This window comes from Bacillus cereus group sp. BfR-BA-01316, assembly GCF_022664195.1.
Taxonomy (GTDB): Bacteria; Bacillota; Bacilli; order Bacillales; family Bacillaceae_G; genus Bacillus_A.
This window is the reverse complement of sequence record NZ_JAKUGX010000009.1, coordinates 22,082-42,949: the sequence shown is the minus strand read 5'-3', so window position 1 is coordinate 42,949 and position 20,868 is coordinate 22,082. Positions and strand designations below refer to the sequence as shown.

Sequence of the window (20,868 nt, the reverse complement as noted above, 5' to 3'; positions counted from 1 at the left end):
AATCATTTATTATAATAAATGGTATTCTTTTGAAGGGGTGTTGAAGTGGGAGAGAGTTTTCTATCAGCTAAAGAAGAAAAGAAAAACGCTCAGATTTTCTTATGGGTAATGCATGTTATTTTAATTGTATACGAGGTTGCATACGCGATTATATTAGAAAATACAATGCCTTTAGGAAATTGGCATAAAGTGATATGGAAGCTTGCATATATTATGGCTATATTAGGTATTAGTGTTTACTTATTTGAGAGAGGAAAAGCATATTTAGTTAAACATACATGTTTATTTGCATATATGATCGCAGAGATTTTTAATATTGGATGGTATGCTTTTCATAATACAATAGCATTTGATGAAGGGAATGTAATTGAATATATTTTCATTTTCTTCGTACCGATATTTTTGAGTAAAAGATATTTATTTGTCTTAGCGCCATTTCTTATAGGGAAATATATGATATACCTATTTGTATTTGGAGAACTTAACTTGTTTATACCTCTTGTTATAAATATGGTGTTACTTTTCGTGTCATTTATTATTTTAAATCGATTTTTACAATATCTTTCAGCGGTAAAGGGACGTATTGCAGAGGCAAGTCAGTCACAAAAATTGGCGGTTATTGGAAAAATGGCAGCGACAGTCGGACATGAAATTAAAAATCCACTTGCTTCATTAAAAGGGTTTACGCAATTACAAAAAGAGAAACACGAAAAAGATGCAACATATGGACAAATGATTCTCGAAATAGAAAATATGAATAATATGATTAGTGAATTAATGGAGGTTGCTACATGTAAACCTTCTGTTTATGAAAAACACATTGTAAGTGATGTTTTAGTACAAGCGGTAGAAAACATGCGCGAAAAAATGGACGAGTTAAATATAAATTGCACCTTTAATGAAGAGCAAAATAGAAGTGAAATTGAATGTGATAAACGTAAATTAAAAGGAGTATTTTTGTATGTTATTAAAAATGCTTTAGAGGCAATGGAACATGGCGGAACATTAAAAATACAAGTTGAAAATAAAAAAAGAGATTACGTAATAGTAAGTATAGTAGATAGTGGTTTTGGGATAAAAAAGGATAATTTAGGAAGAGTTAAGGATGCTTTTTATACAACAAAGCAAGATAGAATTGGATTAGGTCTTACGGTAGCAGAGCGAATTATGACAGAGCATCTTGGAGAATTACACATTTCTAGTGAAGTAAAGAAAGGAACGAGAGTAGAAATACTGCTCCCGAAAAAATGTGAGGGCAATGTGACACAAGATTAAGAGGTGTTGTTAAAGGAGTTATCATATGGAAAAAGGCAATATATTTGAAAAAGAAGAGATAAAGGCATTAAAAATATTTTTAAGCTTATTCTTCGTTATATTTTTTGCGTATGATTTTACTGAAAAGGCTAGTGTCCTTTTATCAGATGAAAATCAAAAACTAGCAGATGTTTTTGGAGAAGGATTAGGTCTATGGCTATATAGTTTGATGATTGGATTATTCTTTATAGGACTTTATTTTATGAAATGGAAAAAGCCGTATATTGTGAAGTATATTATTTTAATTGGCTATAATATATTGGATTTTATTAATAACTTCACTATTTATTACGGAAGTGATACGGAATTTGATGGCGGGAATATAGTAGAAGGATTCTTTATTTTATTTGCACCGATATTTGTGAATAAGAGATACTTTTGGTTAGTTGCCGGAACTATTGTTGGAAAATATGCACTTATGGGATTCGTTGTTCAATCCTTTATTGTTCTTATCCCAATAGCATTATATAGCGTGTTTGTTATTATATGTTGGATTATATTTTTAAGATTCCAATCTTACGTTCGTACACTTGAAATGATGGACAAAGAAATACAAAAGGTAGAAAAATTAGCGATGGTTGGAAAAATGGCAACAGTAATTGGCGATAAGATTAGAAGACCGTTAGAAAAATTGAAAAAACTTGTGAATAAGCAAGCGAAAAAATATCCAGAAGATAAGATTTATAGTGAAATTATGAGACAGGAAGTAGAGCGAATTCATACAATTGCTACAGAACTAAATGGGTTTGAGAAATCTAAATCGGTAGAATCCGAAACGCATAATATTAAAGAAATCATCTCTTATGTTATCAGGGTTATGGAAAAACCAGCTTTAGAACAAGGGATAAAAATGCATGCTATTTATAGTAAAGATATACCTTCAATTACATGTGATGAAAAACGATTGAAACAAGTATTTTTTAATTTAATAAAAAATGCGATTGAAGCAATGTCAGTTGGCGGAACTATTACTGTAAAAGTTATAGTGGAAGATGTGATCATTGTTCAAATTATAGATGAGGGATGCGGCATTCCGAAAGATAAAATTCCGAAGCTAAATGAAGCTTTTTACACAACGAAAGAAACTGGAACAGGCTTAGGATTAGTAGTTACGGAAAAAATTATTAAAGATCACCACGGTAAATTGAACTTTGAAAGTGAAGTTGGAGTTGGAACGACTGTTGAGATTATGTTGCCGATTTAACGGTGGGATATTTTAAAAAGGGGAAATCACTTTCTTTAGAGTGATTTCCCTTTTCTTTTTGGATGGAAGTACGGAATCCAATAAAGGGGATGTTTACAATATTGACATAGTGTACCAATTTAAAAACCAAAATATGGATATATATAAGGTGAGGGTATATAATGAATTTGTCTGTTATTTGTTTTAATTTATTTGTGATTTTTTTGTAAAATGAACGATTTGTAAGTGTGGGCTATATATCAGTGATTAGAAAAATAGAATATACAGCACTTGCCGTAATCCCGGGGGTAATATAAAGAGATATCGAATCCCCCCTCGAAACCAGGTTTCCAGTTGTAATACTAGTCCAAGTTACAGTGGCAGGTCCAGGTACTGGAGTAGGGTTATACACTTGAGGTTGTCTAGAGCCAATATCCGTAGGTTTAATTGAAAATGTCATAGTCCCCGTAATTTTATCTGTAGTAGTTAAAGTGATAGTAGATAGGATGTAACTAGAGGTAGGGGCAGAGAGGTTTGTTGGGACATCCTTGCAAATATCAATCGTATAAACAGCAGCGGGTAAGTTATTAATATTTATAGATGCAGCAAAACCAACTATATTCCCATCTCCAGCAGTTACATACGGAATAACGTTAGAATCAATTCCTGGAGAACCTGCTATACGTTGAAAACCAGCATTCGTCCCTTGAAAAACAATACTTTTCGCTGATGAACTACCAGCAGGTCCAGTGATGCCAGTAGAACCAGTGATGCCAGTAGGTCCAATGATGCCGGTAGCACCAGTAGGCCCAGTGATGCCAGTAGGTCCACCTTCTACTAATACGATATAATCTGGGGACACATTCGGAAACCCTTGAGGTGCATCTTTTTTACAACATAGCCGCTACTTGTGTAAGCCACAACTTGTCCCGTTTTATAGTTAGGAGCGGCTGCTAGACTAAAAGCGGTAGTGCTTTGTAAACCGGCCCCGGTAGGTCCGGCATTGCCAGTAGGACCCGTAGCGCCAGTAGGACCTGTAGCACCAGTAGGTCCAGTGATTCCGATAGAACCACTGTTGCGTCTACCGTCACAACTAAAGCAATTGCGTTGGTACATATATTTTCTCCTTTCTATAGTTTTGAAAATCTAGTTTTAAAAGTAGAACTACTATATATATATTGTAGATTCTATATTTTTGTGTGGTCGATCGTATTGTGTATATAGATTTCAAAAATAGGGGAGGTGTTATTAGTTTGATAACCACCATGTCTCCTGTGGAATCAAAGTAACGTCTACATCAAAATTCTCTTTAAACCAATCATACATCAATGTCTCTTTCACTAAATATTCAGAGGCAGAGTGTGACACACCGATGAGGGACATATTTGTTTCTTTCACATAATCCATAATGAGTGAGTATTTATGCTTGCCGTAATCATTGTCGATATGGCAATGGATTTCTCCTGTAATATATGCTTCAGCGCCTTTTTCTTCGGCTTCTTTCATTAAAGATACGACATCGCCACAGCCAGCGATAATTGCAATTTTCTTGATGGAATCATGTTGTTTACCTTCGAAGTCTGTATACGGAATGTTGAAGAGTTTTTTTAGGTATTTTTGGAGTTTTTCTGTTGTTGTTTCAGCTATTTCACAAATGAGACCGACCGGTTCGTTCTCTGGACCACCGTAAGCAAATCCGTCAATTGCATTGGCTTGTAGTGCTTTTGCGATTGAAATGCTAGTTCCATATGTTTGATGAAAATCCATTGGACCGTGACATGTATATATAGAAAGTTTCTTTTCTTTTATCGCCTGCAAATATTTTGATGGAATTGGAATAAATCCTCGCCCTGATTTTCCGAGTGGATCACCGCACTCCATCACAAGTGGATGGTGCATGAAGAGTAAATCACCTGGCACGGATTGTGAAATGAATTTTTCGAGAACATCATCAGTTGGGAACACAGCTAAAAAGATTGTGTTTACATTTTCAGCACCTCTTATCATAAGACCGTTAAATAGCTCAACAAAATTTGCTTCGAAAAATTGTTGCCATGGAAATTGGATTTGATCATATGTAGCTGGAATGAAGCGACTAAAGGCACTGTCTTTTCCGTATTTTTCAATTTGGAATAAATGATTAAGTGATTGTTCTATTTCTTTTAAGGCTGGCATGTTTGGTAATCCTCCTTAAGATAATTCTTACTTTGTTAGTTCTTTTTATTTTTCATAGCAAAATAAGAAGCGGATGTAAAACAAATAAAACCTAGAATCCAGCCAATAGAAGGAGAATAGGGAAGTATATGTTGTAATACCATTCCGCTAGAAATAAAAAAGCTACCTAATAGACTTAAGAAAATGGGATATCGCTGTAGTTTGAACATCAGTGATACAACCTCCTTTATCCCGCATTAACGGGCAGTAAGACTCCCACCTCAAAATTTGGCGAATGCGAGGGAGTTAGGTGGGAGGTCAACTACCCGTAGAAGCCCGATTGGTGAGGGCTAATAATCAGTGGTGGATGGGAACCCCACTGATTAAAGTTTCACTTTATCACATATATTTTATAGGAATCTAAAATTTCTGTATATAAGTTTTAAGAAAAATGGTGGTACAATATATAAATGATACGAGAAGAGAGGGTGTAGATTCACGCATGTACGTTACTGTAACAGAAGCAGCATATAAAAAGATTATGGATACGATTCCAAGTGAAGCGAAATATATAAAGTTATTTTATGATAATGAAGGTTGCGGTTGTGTCATGAGCGGGATTATTGATTTAGTAGCCGTTTCAGAGAAAGATGAGCGTGATGTAGATATTGAATCAAGCGTACTGAACTTTATCGCAGATCGAACAAAGCTTGTATTTATGGATGATAAGTTAACAGTTGATTGGCATGAAGTTGGAGGGACTTTTCAGCTGAAGAGCCCAAGCCAGTTTTATAATCCGAATATGAAGTTACATGTTCGAGTATAGTAAAGAGAGAAGGAGTATATAATATGCTCCTTTTTCTTATGGATTTTTTCACATAATGAAATGTACATCTGATTTAATTTTCTGTATAATTCTCTTTGCGGAGGGGATTGCGCATGAAAAGATGGGGAATTGAGTTATTAATTTTAAGTGTCGTTATTATTTGGGGGATTAACTATACGATTGCGAAATATGGACTTTTAGAATTTACAGCGATTGAGTTTACTGCAGTTCGAATGATGGTAGCAGCACCACTATTATTATTACTTACGTTCTTTATTGAAAAGTCACTTTATATGGAGCGAAAAGATATACCAAGATTAATCATTGTTAGCACGGTAGGTATTGTACTGTATCAAACGCTATTCATGGAAACGGTACAATATACATCGGCTACAAATGCCTCTTTACTCATTTCTATTTCACCTATTTTTACAACTCTATTTTCGATTTTCTTGAAACAAGAAAAATTTTCTTCTCGAAAGTTAGTTGGTTCCATGATTGCCTTTGTTGGTGCTACATTAGTTTTAGTAGCGGGGCATTCACTCGCTAGTTCTTTCTACGGAAATGGGATTGGACTGATTACATCAATATGTTGGGGACTTTATCCTGTATTAGCAGGGCCGCTTATTAAAAAATACTCAGCATTACGTGTTACTGCATGGTCGACATTAGTTGGAGCGGTTCCGCTCTTATTGTTAAGTGGTCCACATGTATTTGTAATGCCATTTCACATTACACACGGGATGACATGGTTTGCCTTGCTGTATTCTATTTTCTTCGTGACTGTATTCGGTTTAGTGATGTGGTATATTGGTGTTCAAAAAATTGGAGCATCACATACGATGGTATATATGTATATTACGCCGCTCGTTGCTGTCTTATTTGCTGCAGTATGGGCAAATGAATATGTATCGTTACAACAAATTATCGGTGGAATTATCATTTTCTTCGGTCTATGGTTTGTGAAATCAGAGAAAGTAGAAGCTCATTCTATCGTGCAAGAACCTATATCAAAATAGGAAAACAGATCACCTATGATCTGCTTTCCTATTTTTTTATTTTTGGTAAGAAGATGAGAAACAAGATAGCAGTAATAAGTGGAATTAAATTAAGAAAAGGAATGCGGAAGAGTGTAATTAGAATAATTCCTGGAAGAAGAACACCGAGGACAGCATAGAAAATACTATGTTTTTTCGTGTACCAATATAATGAAAGTCCAATAAGTGCAGGAACAATGAGATGAATGAGAGCCATTAAAAAATAAATCATTAGACGCCCCCTTTATTTATGTGCTTATTACATCATATCCGTATGTTCATAGATTGATATCACTTTTTTCATAATTGGACGAAAATGTTTTGAAAAACGTCACATTTATGAGGGATTCTATATTAGAAATCTTGTATAATATTATTTTCTAAAAGCATTTTAACAACATAAACATACAGTTTATGTTGTTTTTAATTTGAATAAAATGGATTCATAAATGAATTTGTAAGTAGTATGGACTCGTTGTTCATTAATGAACAACGAGTTATATAGCTTTTGTTGGATAAATAAAAACCATTGAAGAGGAGTACAGCATGATTAGTATGTCACTGAGGTCGTTTAAAATTCAAATGTATTATTTGCTAGGCGCAATGTTAATAGGCTGGGCAATGACACCTTTTTCAGCACATTTTTTAGGTGCAGGCATTGGACTTATTGTAAGTATGTATTGCGTTTGGATTTTAGGAAGGCGTATCGAAAAGCTTGGAGATAGTATTGTAAAGAAAACGAAGGCACCGACACTTGGTATGTTTAATCGCTACGCAGCGGCGATCCTTGGTGCAATTATTATGTACGAAATTGAGCACCATATGGTTATGTGGGCATTTGCAGTTGGGATTATGGGTGGTTATTTCTTAATTGTTATTAATTTAGGTTACTATAGTATGAAGGATGAAGAGGAATTAACAAAAAGCTAAAAAAGATAAAAAGCCCCTTTTTAGATGGAATAGAGGATCCGGCGGTGGATAGAAGCGGTCAGAGCTTTTTTTGCCCCCATGCGGTGTGAAACCAGAAGGAGTAAGTGAGCCGGAAATCTATCTATATTTTCAAATCCTTGATTTGTATGTGTGAAAATCCGAGTATATCAATTGAAAATTAGGTTAGGAACTTTTTCAGATGGAATAGAGGATTTGGCGACGGATAGAAGCGGTCAGAGCCTTTTTTAATCCCATACGATGTGAAACCAGAAGGATGTAGTGAGTGGGAAAATAGTTTATATGTTCGAAGCTGTGGTTTGTATGTGGGTAAATTAAAGAATATATAGAAAGAAGCTTACGTTTTTCACGTAAGCTTCTTTTTTATGTAAGTATGTGTAACCGTTAAGCCGCATTGGGTTTTGTCGGTGAGTACGCGAAACTTTTGGCTACACGATACTTATTCATATGAGTAAAGGGTTATTGCAACAGAAAGTTTATATATTAAGCGATTGGACCGCCTAAGTTAATAATATTTTCAGAAACGCTATCGAATTTTGTGAAGTTTTCTTTAAATTCGTTTGCAAGCTCAATTGCCTTCGCTTTGTAAGCATCTTTATCAGCCCAAGTTTGTTCAGGCATTAATACTTCGTCAGGTACACCTGGAACGTGACGAGGTACTTCAAGGCCAAAGATGTCGTGTTTTGTAGTTTCAGCTTTAGCAAGTTCACCGCTTAGTGCTGCTTGAATCATTGCACGAGTGTAACCTAAGTTCATACGTTTACCAACGCCATATTCGCCACCAGTCCAGCCAGTGTTTACTAAGAATACTTTTGCATCATGCTTCTCGATTTTCTCACCAAGCATTTCAGCATAACGAGATGCATCAAGCGGTAAGAATGGTGAACCGAAGCAAGTAGAGAATGTAGCTTGCGGAGATGTAACACCGCGCTCAGTTCCTGCTAGTTTACTAGTGTAACCGCTTAAGAAATGGTACATAGCTTGCTCTTTTGATAGCTTACTGATTGGAGGCAATACGCCAGATGCATCAGCAGTTAAGAAAATAATTGTATTTGGATGTCCTGCAACACTTGGCAGTACGATATTGTCAATCGCATGCATAGGGTATGCGGCACGTGTATTTTCTGTTAAAGTAGTATCGTTATAGTCAGCGATGCGTGTTTGACCATCAATGACAACGTTTTCTAAAACTGAACCAAATTTGATTGCATCGAAGATTTGTGGTTCTTTCTCATGAGAAAGATTTACACATTTAGCATAGCAACCGCCTTCAATATTGAATACACCGTTATCAGACCAACCGTGCTCATCGTCACCGATTAATTTACGGTTTGGATCAGCAGATAATGTTGTTTTGCCTGTTCCAGATAAACCGAAGAATAGTGCTACGTCGCCTTCTTCGCCTACGTTTGAAGAGCAGTGCATAGAAAGAATGTCTTGTTCAGGTAGTAAGAAGTTCATAATAGAGAAGATTGATTTTTTCATTTCTCCAGCGTATTCTGTACCACCGATTAGTACGATACGTTTTTCGAATGAAACCATAATGAACGCTTCAGAATTTGTACCGTCAATTGCTGGATCTGCTTTGAAGTTTGGTGCAGAAACAATTGTGAATTCTGATTCGTGAGTTGTTAATTCTTCTTCAGTTGGACGAATAAATAATTGATGTACGAACAAATTATGCCATGCATATTCGTTAACAACTTGAATTGGTAGGCGATAGTTGCGATCAGCGCCAGCAAATCCTTTGAAGATGAATAACTCTTCTTTTTCTTTTAAGTATTCTAAAACTTTTGTATATAATTTATTAAAATGTTCTTCAGAGATCGGTTGGTTCACGGCTCCCCAAGCAATTTTGTCAGCAACCGATGCTTCCTTCACAATAAATTTATCTTTAGGAGAACGTCCTGTGTATTTTCCTGTTGAAGCAGAAACGGCACCAGTAGAAGTTAATTTTCCTTCGTTTCGCATTAATACTTTTTCCACTAATTGCGGAACACTTAATTGAATCTGTGCATTGCTTCCGTTCAATAATTCATGTAAACCAATTTGGACATTCACAGTACTCATATTTATATACCATCCTTTTCATTTAATGAAATATTTCTCGTAATCCCCATCAAGAGTATAACACAATTATATAAATAATGTATACTATTTATTTATTTTTGTTTGTGTGAATGTATCATTTCCTTATTAATATTTCATTCTATGCGTATTGAGAAAAACTTTCAGGAAAATGTGAATATTAATTGACAAATGAATATCATTTCTTTAGTATAGGTTGGGACGGATACTCTCTTATCCCGAGCTGGCGGAGGGACAGGCCCGATGAAGCCCAGCAACCTCACTTGTAGTGGTAAATACAGGTGAATAGGTGCTAAAACCTGTGCGAGGCTAATGGTCTCGAACGATAAGAGCAAAGGGCAAAAAGCAGTATGCAAGTAGCAAATTAAACCTTTCCTCTATGTTAAGTAGGAAAGGTTTTTCTGTATGCTTGTGTGGGAGAATAAATGTATGTCGCAGTTTGTGGCAAATTAAGGATGAGTTCCGTACAATATATACAATTACTGTAGGGAGGTTTACCACATGACAAAAAAACGTCATCTGTTCACATCTGAGTCTGTAACTGAAGGACATCCAGATAAAATTTGTGACCAAATTTCTGATTCAATTTTAGATGCGATCTTAGCAAAGGACGCAAATGCACGTGTAGCTTGTGAAACAACTGTAACAACTGGTTTAGTATTGGTAGCGGGGGAAATTACGACTTCTACTTACGTAGATATTCCAAAAATCGTTCGTGAAACAATTCAAGGCATTGGTTACACACGCGCAAAATACGGATTCGATGCAGAAACTTGTGCAGTTTTAACATCTATCGATGAGCAATCTGCTGACATCGCTATGGGTGTTGACCAAGCACTAGAAGCACGCGAAGGTCAAATGACTGACGCTGAGATTGAGGCAATTGGTGCGGGAGACCAAGGTTTAATGTTTGGGTTCGCATGTAATGAAACACAAGAATTAATGCCACTTCCAATCTCGCTTGCTCACAAATTAGCTCGCCGTTTAACTGAAGTACGTAAAGATGACACATTATCATACTTACGTCCGGATGGAAAAACGCAAGTTACAGTTGAGTATGATGAAAATGGTAAACCTGTACGTGTGGATACAATTGTAATTTCTACACAGCATCATCCAGATGTTACGTGGGAAGAAATCGATCGCGATTTAAAAGAGCACGTAATTAAAGCTGTAGTTCCAGCAGAATTAATGGATGGAGAAACGAAATTCTTCATTAACCCAACTGGCCGCTTCGTAATTGGTGGACCACAAGGTGATGCTGGTTTAACAGGACGTAAAATCATCGTTGATACTTACGGTGGATATGCTCGCCATGGCGGTGGTGCATTCTCTGGTAAAGATGCAACGAAAGTTGACCGTTCTGCAGCATATGCAGCTCGTTATGTTGCGAAAAACATCGTAGCAGCCGGTCTTGCTGACAAAGCAGAAGTACAACTTGCATACGCAATCGGCGTAGCGCAACCAGTATCAATTTCAGTTGATACATTAGGCACTGGTAAAGTATCTGAAGACGTATTAGTAGAACTAGTTCGTAACAACTTCGATCTTCGCCCAGCTGGTATTATTAAAATGCTAGACTTACGTCGCCCAATTTACAAACAAACAGCAGCTTACGGCCACTTCGGACGTACTGATGTAGATCTTGCATGGGAACGTACAGACAAAGCAGCTACTTTAAAAGAGCAAGCTGGTCTATAATATATGAAAAAAAGCTTTGCGCAGTGAGCGCAAAGCTTTTTTTATTTGGTTTTATTTACGATTTGAATGCATGAACTACAATACACTTCGCCATCTAGCTCAATATACTTTTTCATATTTGTCATACCGCTCGCCGGAAATGGCATATGAATCCACGCTTTTTCATACGTTTGTATTTCCTTTTTACATGATTTGCAAATTATCGGCTTCTTTTGGAACATGTGAAATCACCCTTTCAGTTGACGTGCTTTTCCTGCACAAAATGCACTGCACAGTAAAAAGAGCGTTGCGAATATAATGCTTATTAATGTAGCGTATGGGATTGCGCCTTTTAAGGAAAAACCGACAGTGATTGAAGCGATAAAGTGAAACTTTAATCAGTGGGGGGGCATCCCCCACTGATTATTAGCCCTCACCAATCGGGCGTTTACGGGTAGCCCGACTCCCGCCTAACTTCTTTGCTCCAGCCGAATTTTGAGGTGGGAGTTTTACTGCCCGCAAATAGCGGGACAAATAAGAGGATGAATGTCGGTGTTAATTTTTTGTAAAATTCCATAGTGTGTGGACCTCCGAATTATTTTGTAATGCAAGTTTTAAAATAAAATCTATTATGTAGAAAATATAAGGAGAGTTAAATAGTAGCTAATTATGTGAAAGAAGTATAAGACATGGAATAGACAGTATAATCTTTTTCCCTTTTTATGGGCGTGCATACTTATATCGTATCATGACGTATCATTAGCTTCATACAAAATTGTGTAAAGGTATGTATGATAAAATGAAGAAAAGTCTGTAAGAAAGGAAAGATAAAAAATGAGCGTAATCGAACATAAAAAACAAGCTCCAAAAGAAGTGCGTTGTAAAATCGTTACGATCTCTGATACACGTACGAAAGAGACGGACAAGAGTGGTCAACTACTACATGAATTGTTAAAAGAAGCAGGGCATACAGTGACTGCTTATGAAATTGTAAAAGATGATAAAGAAAGTATTCAGCAGGCTGTGTTAGCTGGTTATCATAAGGAAGATGTGGATGTCGTGTTAACGAATGGCGGAACTGGTATTACGAAACGTGATGTAACAATAGAGGCAGTGTCGGCGTTATTAGATAAAGAAATTGTTGGATTTGGTGAATTGTTCCGCATGATTAGTTACTTAGAAGATATCGGAAGTAGTGCGATGTTAAGTAGAGCAATCGGCGGTACAATTGGACGCAAAGTAGTCTTCTCGATGCCAGGGTCTAGCGGAGCAGTTCGTCTTGCGATGAATAAATTAATTTTACCGGAATTAGGTCATATTACATTCGAGCTGCATCGCCAATGAAAATTGCAGGAATTGTATTAGCTGGCGGACAGTCTAGTCGTTTTGGAGAGCCGAAAGCATTAGCAACTTGGCGCGGGAAAACATTTATTGAGCATAGTATAGAGGCATTGAAAGAAGTTGTTACAGAAATTGTTGTAATCAGCCATCCAGCGATTACTAATAATCTCTCGCATATACTGCATGTACCAGTTGTAGAAGATATTGCGCTGTATAAAGGAAACGGTCCGCTTGCTGGTTTGTTAACAGGCATGGAATTCGTAGATGCAGATTGGTATATCGTTGCACCGTGCGACACACCAAATGTTTCGAAAGAGTGGGCGATGACATTTATAGAACGAGTAGATGAAGCGTATGAAGCAATTGTTCCATTGGTGGAGGGGCGGAAACAACCACTTTTAGCATTGTATCATCACCGAGCAAAAGAAAAAATAGAGAAGTTATTAAAAGAAGATAAGAGAAGTATGCAGGGGCTATTATCTCATTGTAATACTCAGTATGTTACGGCAGAAGAAACACAGCTGTCGAATGGGTTATTTCTTAATGTGAATACAAAAGAAGAATATAGCCAATTACAGAATAAAAAATGAATGGGGAAGAAGGAAATATATAATGGAGAGTGAATTGCTGAAAATATATGAATAACTTGGATTCAAAGTATTATCTTCTACTGGTAAAAAACAATTATGAAATTGATTCATGTACATCTTTAGTTCTATACGATAGACATAGAATATATTTACAATTATAACATTTGATGGGTGGCGGAATGGAGAGGCCTGTTTTATACTAATATTGTGTCACCCCTTCTAAGGGACAGTGCACAGCCGGTGATTGGCTAATGGGAACCTTCTCATTTTGCCAGTGCCGGTTTTTTAGTAGATAATGATGATAATTAAGTGAAACTATAATCAGTGGGGGTTTTGTTCATCCCCTACTGATTATTAGCCTTCACCAATCGGGCGTTTACGGGCAGCAGGGCTCCCACCTAACTTCTTTGCTCCAGCTGAATTTTGAGGTGGGAGTCTTACTGCCCGCAAATAGCGGGATAAATTTTTTGAGGGAGGGATCGTTTTGAAAAAGATAGATTTTACTTCTATGAGAGAGCAAGTAGCTAGTTTTTATATTTATTCTATCTCTTTTCTTGGTTTAATTGCTGTTATCATTTCCTTATTTTTAAGTGAAATGCCTTCTCATCTTATACTGCTTTTGTTGTTAATTATGTTTATGGGAATTACTGAGTATTTTCCTATCCGCATTTGGAGAGGGGGAATCACACTCAGTCTTACGCTTATTTATACAATGAATTGGCAGTTTGGAATACATATAACTGTTGTTTCGTGTGTGTGTGTGATGTTAAGTATCCAGTTGCTTCGCCGCTTACCTATGCAAAGGACAGTATTTAATTGTGCGCAACTTGCTCTTAGTATCGTATTAGCAGAATGGCTTTCCAGTGAATGTTTCTCTCTTTTTATTTCTGGAATGAATCTTTCAGTTTTATATGGAAAATTCATAATTTTGTTTTTATTCAGCGCGTTTCTTTGCCTTTTTAACAGTTTATTTTACGATCTTTTAATCATACTTCTTCCTCAGCCCTATCCGCTAGAAGAGTGGCGTAAAAAAAATATATTAGTACTCTGGAGTTTGAGTTTTTGTTTATTTTATTCTTCACTTATACATATTTTAGATTACCGATATCGCGGAGTGATGGATGAAATCATGGTTCTGTTCTTCTTTTTCCCACTTGTAGCAATCTGTATCATTAGCTCTTTCGTTAGACAAATACGGGTGGAAAAAGAACGATTATATAAGCTTTTTTCCATTACGACGGAATTAAGTCATGGATTATCTGCCGGAAACTTACAGCAGATGAAACAATCACTGAAAGGATTCCTAGGAATACAGGCATATGTTTTATGGGCAAAAGATGAAGAGAACTGGACACTTTTATTAAAGGATGGAAAAGTACGTCATGATATTTCTAATTATTCTGACCTGTATAAGGAGTTTGAAGAGATATCAGAAACTGTTGTTGTTACTGATTGGAAAACAGGTATGGCTCCAGGAGATGAAGTGTTTGAAAATACTATGCGCTCTCTTGTATATTTACCTCTTAAGGTAAATCATGAATTAGTTGGAATGTTTGTGGCAGGGAAAAGCAGGAGTGCGAGTTTTATTACTGAAGATGTACAAACTTTAGCTACGTTTGCCAATCAATTAGGCAGCTTGCTTAAAACGCGGACACTCGTCTCTGAACAGGAAAAAAGAACGATTTTAGAAGAAAGAAATCGAATTGCTCGTGAAATCCACGATGGAATCGCACAAGCATTGGCCGGAGTGATATTTCAGATGGAGTCAGCTCAGAGAAAATATGCAGATCGACCAAAGGACATGCAGCAAGTGGTAGATACAAGCATAAAAAAATTAAGGAAGAGTTTAAGTGAAGTTCGTTATTCTATTTATGCTTTAAAGCCATATCCAACACAAAGATTAGGACTAAAACAAGCAATTATAAATAAAGTTCAATCCTTAAAACAAGAATATGGTCTAGCCATTACATATCATGAAAGAGGCCGTTCTCGAAAACTTAGTTTTACGAAAGAACGAGTCATCTTCGATACTTTGCAGGAGAGCTTGCAGAACATTATAAAGCATGCAAAGGCAGACAAAGTTGACGTTTTACTAAGCTATCAACGGGAGCATGTACTTTTAAAGGTAAAGGATAACGGAATTGGCTTTTCTCTTTTTGAATCTATGATTAAAGCAAAGCATGAGCCGCATTATGGTATATTACATATGAATGAACAGGCTGAACAGCTTGGGGCTGCCCTTCAGATTGATAGTTCAGCAGGAAAAGGTACAGAAATCACATTGTTAATTCCAGATTCAGAAATGGGGGAGGAGTATCATGATTCGAATATTAGTAGTGGATGATCATACTGTTTTGCGTGATGGAATTCGAAGTATATTGGAACTCGAATCTGATATGCGAGTAGTTGGAGAAGCTGTTTCTGGGGATGAGGTAGTAAAGAAAGTGGAAGAGTGTAGGCCTGATTGTATCTTAATGGATATTAATTTACCAGGGGAAAATGGCATTGAGGCTACATCACTCGTGAAAGATCAGTATCCGAACTGCCGCGTTCTCGTATTAACAATGTATGAACATGATGAATACTTGATGGCTGCTCTTCGGGCAGGTGCAGATGGTTATTTACTGAAGGATTCATCATCCGAGCAGGTAGTGGCGGCAATCCGAATGGTATTACAAGGAGATTCTGTGATTCATCCGCGTATGACTAAAAAGTTGATTACATATCATCAGCAAACGAAATCAGAATCAAATGAAAATGAACTAACAGAGCGTGAAAAAGAAATACTGTTTGAATTGGTCAAAGGTTTTAGCAATAAGGAAATTGCTGAAGCTCTATATATCAGTGACAAGACAGTTAAAATCCATATTAATAAGATTTTCAGAAAACTAAATGTGAAAAGCCGTTCACAAGCAGTCATATATGCTGTTCGAAATCAGCTTGTTCCATTTTCTTAAATGAAAATCATTTAAAAGAACTACCCTGTGTTTTATTATTTTACTCAAAATAATAAAACACAGGGTAGTTCTTTTGTACTATACGGTATAGAACTAATAACTAAAAAAATATTACTTTTTGATAATTTTCAGAAAAGTTTAAATTTAATAAGATAAGAAAGTAGAGTCGTAGTCTAAAAGCCTCGGAAATTTATGTTATGCAATGACTACAGATACAAATAAATTTAGATGGGGGAACTTGTATGAAGAGAGGGAAATTTGGAAGGGTTCTTACAGGAACTTTAGTTACTGGTATGCTATTGTCACAAGGTATTCCGTATAATGTATTGGCAGAAAGCGCGGTTGAACTGAAGCCAGTTGATAATGCGGAACAGGTACTAATGAATCTGTCTCCAGAACAAAGAAAGGCGTTGGAACAGTTAGATGTAAGTCCTAATTTTACGATTTCACCTGATATTGATTCTAATAGTCCTGAATTAGTTAACGTTATCGTGGAATTCAATCAAGCTCCAGCAAAAATTGAAGTGATGAAACAAGCGGCGAAAGGGAAGAAAATAGCTACTACTACTGCGCAAGCAAAAGTAGATGAAGAGCATAAAGTGTTCAAACAACATGTCGAATCCTTAAAATCGAAGAAGGATGCCGGCACTTACGATACAAAAAAAGTGAAAGTTACACGCGAATATAAGAATGCGATCAACGGTGTAGCTATGACTTTACCTGGTGTGGCAGTGCAGGAGTTAATCCAATCCGGAGTCGTAAAACGTATTTTTAAAGATTACGAAGTAAAAGTGGAACCTCCGGTAGAAATGAAGGAAACAAAAGAAACAATTCAGCCAAAAATGGCGGACAGTATTCCGCAAATTGGCGTGGACAAGCTTCATGCAGAAAACATTACGGGTAAAGAGATTAAAGTCGGCGTTCTTGATACAGGTGTTGACTATAATCATCCTGACTTAAAAGGTGCTTATAAAGGCGGGTATGATTTTGTAGATAACGATGCAGATCCGATGGAAACGACATACGAGGACTGGATAAAAGCAGGTAAGCCAACATCTCCTGGTTATGTGTATTATACAAACCATGGTACACATGTAGCAGGAACGATTGCAGCTCAAAAGAAAAACAATGCGGATTATGCTGTGAAAGGTGTAGCACCTGATGTAAATTTATATGCTTATAGAGTATTAGGTCCTTGGGGCGGAGGTAATACAGCAGGAATTCTTGCTGGAATAGATAAAGCGATTGCAGATGGTATGGACGTTATCAATATGTCACTTGGTGCGCAGACTAACGATCCGTTATATGCTACTTCTGTCGCGACAAATAACGCTATGCTTTCAGGTGTGGTAACGCCGGACCGAACGAAAAAACTCTCGGTTCCCCGGGAACGGCAGCTCTTGGCATTTCAGTAGGAGCAAGTGATGTTTCTATGTCCATTCCTACATTCAGTGCAAGTGCAGCGAGCGAAAAGTTTGAAAACATGCAGTTATTAGGTAAAGATTTTCCTGATAAGTTAGAAGATTTGCAAGGACAAATCCTTACCGATTGTATTCGCGGGATTGGGTAAACCAGCTGATTTTACGGGGAAAGATTTGAACGGAAAAATTGCGCTGATTCAACGCGGGGAAATTACGTTTGATGAAAAAATAAAAAATGCTAAAAAAGCCGGGGCGAAAGCGGCTATTGTGTATAACAATGCCGATGGACAAATAACCACCTACTTAGGTGAGGGGGTAGATTTTATTCCATCTTTCCGCCTATCAAAAGCGGATGGCGAGCGATTAAAGTCACTAGGTGAAGTATCTTTCAAATTCGAAACGCTGAGCAATACAAAAACGGAAGGCGATCACTTAGCTGATTTCAGCTCCCGTGGACCGGTAAATGGAAATTATGATATTAAGCCGGATGTAGTCGCTCCGGGTGTGTCAATTTTCTCTACCGCACCGGAATATATTAACGATCCGCAGGACGGTACTAATTATAGCAATGCATATGTACGCTTGTCTGGTACATCTATGGCTACTCCTCACGTGACAGGTACAGCAGCATTGATTTTGCAGGAGCATCCAAAATATACTCCTTTCGATGTGAAAGCGGCTCTTATGAATACATCCGATGATTTGAATGGCAAGAATTCTGTATACGAAGTGGGTGCGGGGCGTATCGACGCGTATCAAGCTGTTCATACGGACACATCCATCAAAGTATTGGACAAAACAAAAAATATTGAGAATGGAAATATTGTTGAAATTGATGAACAAACAGGATCTATTATGTTCGGCAGACATTTTAAGCAAGGTGATAAACCAATTGAAGCGAGTAAAAAAGTGACGGTCCAAAACAACGGCAAAGAAGAAAAATCCTTTAAAGTAGAAGTGGAGTATCACGATGAACGTACAGGTATTCAAGATGCAGTGAAGAATGGTGTACAAGTTGAGGTACCGGCATCCATTACAGTAGCAAGCGGACAATCACAGGATCTGGAGCCGAAAATTACGATTCCTGCTAGCGCTAAGACAGGCAGATACGAAGGGTATATCCATGTGACTAATGCGAACAATCCGGCCGAAACGTATCAAATTCCATTCGCTGTCATGGTGACGGAAAAAGGATTTGAATATATAAAAACGACTAAACCATCCGTAACAAATATGACACCTTTCTGGCAATATTTAGAACCTATGGTTCACGGAGTAATGAAGTTGAATAGCCCGATGAAAACAATCGATGTGCTTGTTAAGGACAGTAAAACAGGAAAAGCTGTAGGTTTTATAGGAACAGCGAATACTAGTAAATTACAGACAGACGTAGAAACTTTTCTTCTAGGAGTATTCAGTGGTACTGTCTATCCATTTACAAATGATCCTTCCAAACCGATTGGCGATCTTCCTGTGAAGCTTCCGGCAGGCGATTATACACTAGAAATGGTTGCGCACGATGAAGAAGGGAAATCGTATGTTGTAGACAATCCGCTTATCGTGGATAATACAGCACCGGAAGTAAATATGGACAAAAAACCGGGTGTAATCGAGGTCAATGACTCCATGTTTACAGTAGAGGATGGACAAAAAGCGGTATGGCTGCATGGAACAGCTAAAGATTCGACGGTAGATGTATTAAAATCAAAAGGCTTAAACTATGATCAATCATCCAACACAATGGGTTACTCTGCAAATTCTGGATTCATAGATGGATTCTTCCCAGTCCAAGCGAACGGAGATGTGAAATTTGGAATTGAGGAAAGTGATATTGCAACAAATCCTTTACGTTTGACTTTGACTACGTTTGATATTGCAACGGCAATGGAGAAACAAAACTATGTTTTCGTAAAAGAAGGTACGGAATATACGACTTCTAGTTACGATAAGAAAGATGTGAAAGTTGACGATAACGTTACGATGACACTGAGTCTCAATAATGTGAAGCAGCTTGCATCTGGAGAATTTAATGTCGAATTCATAAAAGACTTGTTTAAGTTTGAGAATGTGAAATTGAACAATGCGGCAAGCGAGTATGCGAAGGACAAGGGCTTGGAAGTATCGCTGCAAGAACCTATGGTGACAGAAGGAACTCACACTAATACAGTGAAGGTCGGCGCATCTATGAAAGGGAATTCATTCAGCGGTATGGATGGAGATATGCCTTTTCTTGATGTAACGTTTAAATTAGTAAGTGATGCATATTTCGATAATGTTATCGGATTTAATGTACAACAGGCGTCTTATATGAAAGCTGGACAAACAGCAGCTACTGCCATTCCTTATTTCAGAACAGAAAATTTTAATATCATTCCAACGCATTCGAGAGTGCAGGGTTCCATCTCCCCAGAAGGATTTTTGATTGAGGTGGATGGGCAAAGTTCGTATTTGAGAAAAGAGGATTATACAAAAATCGGTGCCCAAGTATATGTGCTGTCCCCAAGCGGTAAAAAATATAAGGGAACAATTGATAATAAAGGATCCTACACCATTCATGGTATCCCAGCTTCTACTGAAGCATACACATTTGTTTTGGATATTCCGGGACATCTCAAAGTGATGAGGAAATTCATTCCAGGATATTCTGTAAACGGTGAAATGCGCGGGCAACATGTTAGATTAGGTGCTAAAAGTCTTGCAGGGGACGTGAATGGTGATAGATTGATTGATATTCGCGATATGAAAAGTGTAGTAGATGTATACGGTAAGAAGGATGCATCCATCGTGCCGCAAGACATCAACCAAGATGGTGTAGTGGACGAAAAAGATGTCCGCTTCATTGAGAAAAACTTCTTGCAAAAAGAAGTCGGTGTTCCAGAAGTAGTTAAGCCAAAAGAAACAATTGGTAAAAAAGGACTGGCAGATTTCCTACGTCAGATCGGTCTAGAACCGAAGAAATAAAGTGAAACTATAATCAGTGGGGGTTTTGTTCATCCCCCACTGATTATTAGCCTTCACCAATCGGGCGTTTACGGGCAGCAGGGCTTCCACCTAACTTCTTTGCTCCAGCCGAATTTTGAGGTGGGAGTTTTACTGCCCACAAATAGCGGGATAAAAGAAGGTGTCTTAGGAGCGGCTGCTGATAAAAGAGGGAGAAATATCATCTTCTGTAAATATCGATAGTCGCTCTTAAATAAAACGAGAAGTTCTTTATTAAGAATTTAGTGACTATCTTAGAGGTAAATCTAAAAGACATCAGATAAGGAAACAATTCGTTTTTACCTCATAAGGACTTATCAGCTGTTTAATAGTTTAGATATTATAAAAAT

15 protein-coding genes, 2 pseudogenes and 1 riboswitch are annotated in these 20,868 nt (G+C 37.2%); of the genes and pseudogenes, 12 read left to right on the top strand and 5 right to left on the bottom strand.

What is annotated here, in order from left to right:
- The first annotated feature begins 45 nt into the window (after nt 1–45).
- Together MR071_RS09715 and MR071_RS09710 are read left to right on the top strand one after the other, a co-directional pair.
- The gene (locus MR071_RS09715) at nt 46–1,275 is read left to right on the top strand and encodes an ATP-binding protein (RefSeq protein WP_242235836.1); all 1,230 of its coding nucleotides are present in this window, start codon (nt 46–48) and stop codon (nt 1,273–1,275) included.
- A 25-nt stretch (nt 1,276–1,300) separates the two neighbouring features.
- Nucleotides 1,301–2,518 carry an ATP-binding protein gene (locus MR071_RS09710; protein ID WP_242235834.1) on the top strand — a complete coding sequence of 406 codons (1,218 nt, stop codon included), beginning with the start codon at nt 1,301–1,303 and terminating at the stop codon, nt 2,516–2,518.
- Between the two features lie 232 nt (nt 2,519–2,750).
- Here the strand turns inward: MR071_RS09710 and MR071_RS09705 are convergent.
- Nucleotides 2,751–3,556: pseudogene (locus MR071_RS09705) on the bottom strand (collagen-like protein).
- Between MR071_RS09705 and MR071_RS25620 the strand changes: the two are divergent.
- Complete coding sequence (locus MR071_RS25620) at nt 3,501–3,647, top strand: hypothetical protein (RefSeq protein ID WP_242235832.1); 147 nt, start codon at nt 3,501–3,503, stop codon at nt 3,645–3,647. The pseudogene MR071_RS09705 and the gene MR071_RS25620 overlap by 56 nt on opposite strands.
- Before the next feature lie 98 nt (nt 3,648–3,745).
- On the opposite strand, the gene MR071_RS09695 is transcribed toward MR071_RS25620, so the two are convergent.
- Nucleotides 3,746–4,672 (bottom strand): Nif3-like dinuclear metal center hexameric protein, encoded by a 927-nt coding sequence (locus tag MR071_RS09695; protein ID WP_105585953.1) that lies wholly within the window; start codon nt 4,670–4,672, stop codon nt 3,746–3,748.
- Between the two features lie 481 nt (nt 4,673–5,153).
- On the opposite strand from MR071_RS09695, the gene MR071_RS09690 reads away from it, so the two are divergent.
- Complete coding sequence (locus MR071_RS09690) at nt 5,154–5,477, top strand: iron-sulfur cluster biosynthesis family protein (protein ID WP_070145227.1); 324 nt, start codon at nt 5,154–5,156, stop codon at nt 5,475–5,477.
- Nucleotides 5,478–5,590: 113 nt separating this feature from the next.
- Complete coding sequence (locus tag MR071_RS09685; RefSeq protein ID WP_105585955.1) at nt 5,591–6,496, top strand: DMT family transporter; 906 nt, start codon at nt 5,591–5,593, stop codon at nt 6,494–6,496.
- A 28-nt stretch (nt 6,497–6,524) separates the two neighbouring features.
- On the opposite strand, the gene MR071_RS09680 is transcribed toward MR071_RS09685, so the two are convergent.
- The gene (locus MR071_RS09680) at nt 6,525–6,746 is read right to left on the bottom strand and encodes a hypothetical protein (protein ID WP_002123250.1); all 222 of its coding nucleotides are present in this window, start codon (nt 6,744–6,746) and stop codon (nt 6,525–6,527) included.
- Nucleotides 6,747–7,060: 314 nt separating this feature from the next.
- Between MR071_RS09680 and MR071_RS09675 the strand changes: the two genes are divergently transcribed.
- Complete coding sequence (locus MR071_RS09675; protein WP_088032196.1) at nt 7,061–7,444, top strand: ATP synthase subunit I; 384 nt, start codon at nt 7,061–7,063, stop codon at nt 7,442–7,444.
- 501 nt (nt 7,445–7,945) lie between these two features.
- Here MR071_RS09675 and pckA read toward each other — a convergent pair.
- Nucleotides 7,946–9,532 (bottom strand): phosphoenolpyruvate carboxykinase (ATP), encoded by a 1,587-nt coding sequence (gene pckA / locus MR071_RS09670; RefSeq protein ID WP_105585956.1) that lies wholly within the window; start codon nt 9,530–9,532, stop codon nt 7,946–7,948.
- 228 nt (nt 9,533–9,760) lie between these two features.
- Nucleotides 9,761–9,882, top strand: a riboswitch (SAM riboswitch).
- 169 nt (nt 9,883–10,051) lie between these two features.
- On the opposite strand from pckA, the gene metK reads away from it, so the two are divergent.
- A complete protein-coding gene (metK, locus tag MR071_RS09665) occupies nt 10,052–11,251 on the top strand; it encodes a methionine adenosyltransferase (protein WP_105585957.1) in 1,200 nt (399 codons plus the stop codon).
- Between the two features lie 41 nt (nt 11,252–11,292).
- Here metK and MR071_RS09660 read toward each other — a convergent pair whose 3' ends face one another.
- On the bottom strand, nt 11,293–11,472 hold the full coding sequence (locus MR071_RS09660) for a hypothetical protein (protein ID WP_105585958.1): 180 nt from the start codon (nt 11,470–11,472) through the stop codon (nt 11,293–11,295).
- A gap of 592 nt (nt 11,473–12,064) precedes the next feature.
- Here MR071_RS09660 and MR071_RS09655 point away from each other — a divergent pair.
- From MR071_RS09655 to MR071_RS09635, 5 genes and pseudogenes are all read left to right on the top strand, one after another.
- Nucleotides 12,065–12,574, top strand: a complete 510-nt coding sequence (locus MR071_RS09655; protein ID WP_242235830.1) for a MogA/MoaB family molybdenum cofactor biosynthesis protein — start codon at nt 12,065–12,067, stop codon at nt 12,572–12,574.
- Nucleotides 12,571–13,161 carry a molybdenum cofactor guanylyltransferase gene (gene mobA, locus MR071_RS09650; RefSeq protein WP_242235828.1) on the top strand — a complete coding sequence of 197 codons (591 nt, stop codon included), beginning with the start codon at nt 12,571–12,573 and terminating at the stop codon, nt 13,159–13,161. The genes MR071_RS09655 and mobA overlap by 4 nt, the downstream gene beginning before the upstream one ends.
- Before the next feature lie 484 nt (nt 13,162–13,645).
- Nucleotides 13,646–15,505: a GAF domain-containing sensor histidine kinase gene (locus MR071_RS09645; protein ID WP_242235826.1), complete on the top strand. Its 1,860-nt coding sequence runs from the start codon at nt 13,646–13,648 to the stop codon at nt 15,503–15,505.
- Nucleotides 15,480–16,118 carry a response regulator gene (locus MR071_RS09640; RefSeq protein WP_242235824.1) on the top strand — a complete coding sequence of 213 codons (639 nt, stop codon included), beginning with the start codon at nt 15,480–15,482 and terminating at the stop codon, nt 16,116–16,118. Before MR071_RS09645 ends, MR071_RS09640 begins: the two co-directional genes overlap by 26 nt.
- 242 nt (nt 16,119–16,360) lie before the next feature.
- A pseudogene (locus tag MR071_RS09635) lies at nt 16,361–20,500 on the top strand (S8 family serine peptidase).
- Nucleotides 20,501–20,868: the final 368 nt, after the last annotated feature.

Excerpts from the sequence above, each read along its gene's own strand:
- MR071_RS09640 (WP_242235824.1), top strand. The coding sequence starts at position 15,480 with ATGATTCGAATATTAGTAGTGGATGATCATACTGTTTTGCGTGATGGA.
- MR071_RS09660 (WP_105585958.1), bottom strand. The coding sequence starts at position 11,472 with ATGTTCCAAAAGAAGCCGATAATTTGCAAATCATGTAAAAAGGAAATA.
- MR071_RS09685 (WP_105585955.1), top strand. The coding sequence starts at position 5,591 with ATGAAAAGATGGGGAATTGAGTTATTAATTTTAAGTGTCGTTATTATT.
- MR071_RS09680 (WP_002123250.1), bottom strand. The coding sequence starts at position 6,746 with ATGATTTATTTTTTAATGGCTCTCATTCATCTCATTGTTCCTGCACTT.
- mobA (WP_242235828.1), top strand. The coding sequence starts at position 12,571 with ATGAAAATTGCAGGAATTGTATTAGCTGGCGGACAGTCTAGTCGTTTT.
- MR071_RS09675 (WP_088032196.1), top strand. The coding sequence starts at position 7,061 with ATGATTAGTATGTCACTGAGGTCGTTTAAAATTCAAATGTATTATTTG.
- MR071_RS09690 (WP_070145227.1), top strand. The coding sequence starts at position 5,154 with ATGTACGTTACTGTAACAGAAGCAGCATATAAAAAGATTATGGATACG.
- MR071_RS09655 (WP_242235830.1), top strand. The coding sequence starts at position 12,065 with ATGAGCGTAATCGAACATAAAAAACAAGCTCCAAAAGAAGTGCGTTGT.
- pckA (WP_105585956.1), bottom strand. The coding sequence starts at position 9,532 with ATGAGTACTGTGAATGTCCAAATTGGTTTACATGAATTATTGAACGGA.
- MR071_RS09695 (WP_105585953.1), bottom strand. The coding sequence starts at position 4,672 with ATGCCAGCCTTAAAAGAAATAGAACAATCACTTAATCATTTATTCCAA.
- MR071_RS09710 (WP_242235834.1), top strand. The coding sequence starts at position 1,301 with ATGGAAAAAGGCAATATATTTGAAAAAGAAGAGATAAAGGCATTAAAA.
- metK (WP_105585957.1), top strand. The coding sequence starts at position 10,052 with ATGACAAAAAAACGTCATCTGTTCACATCTGAGTCTGTAACTGAAGGA.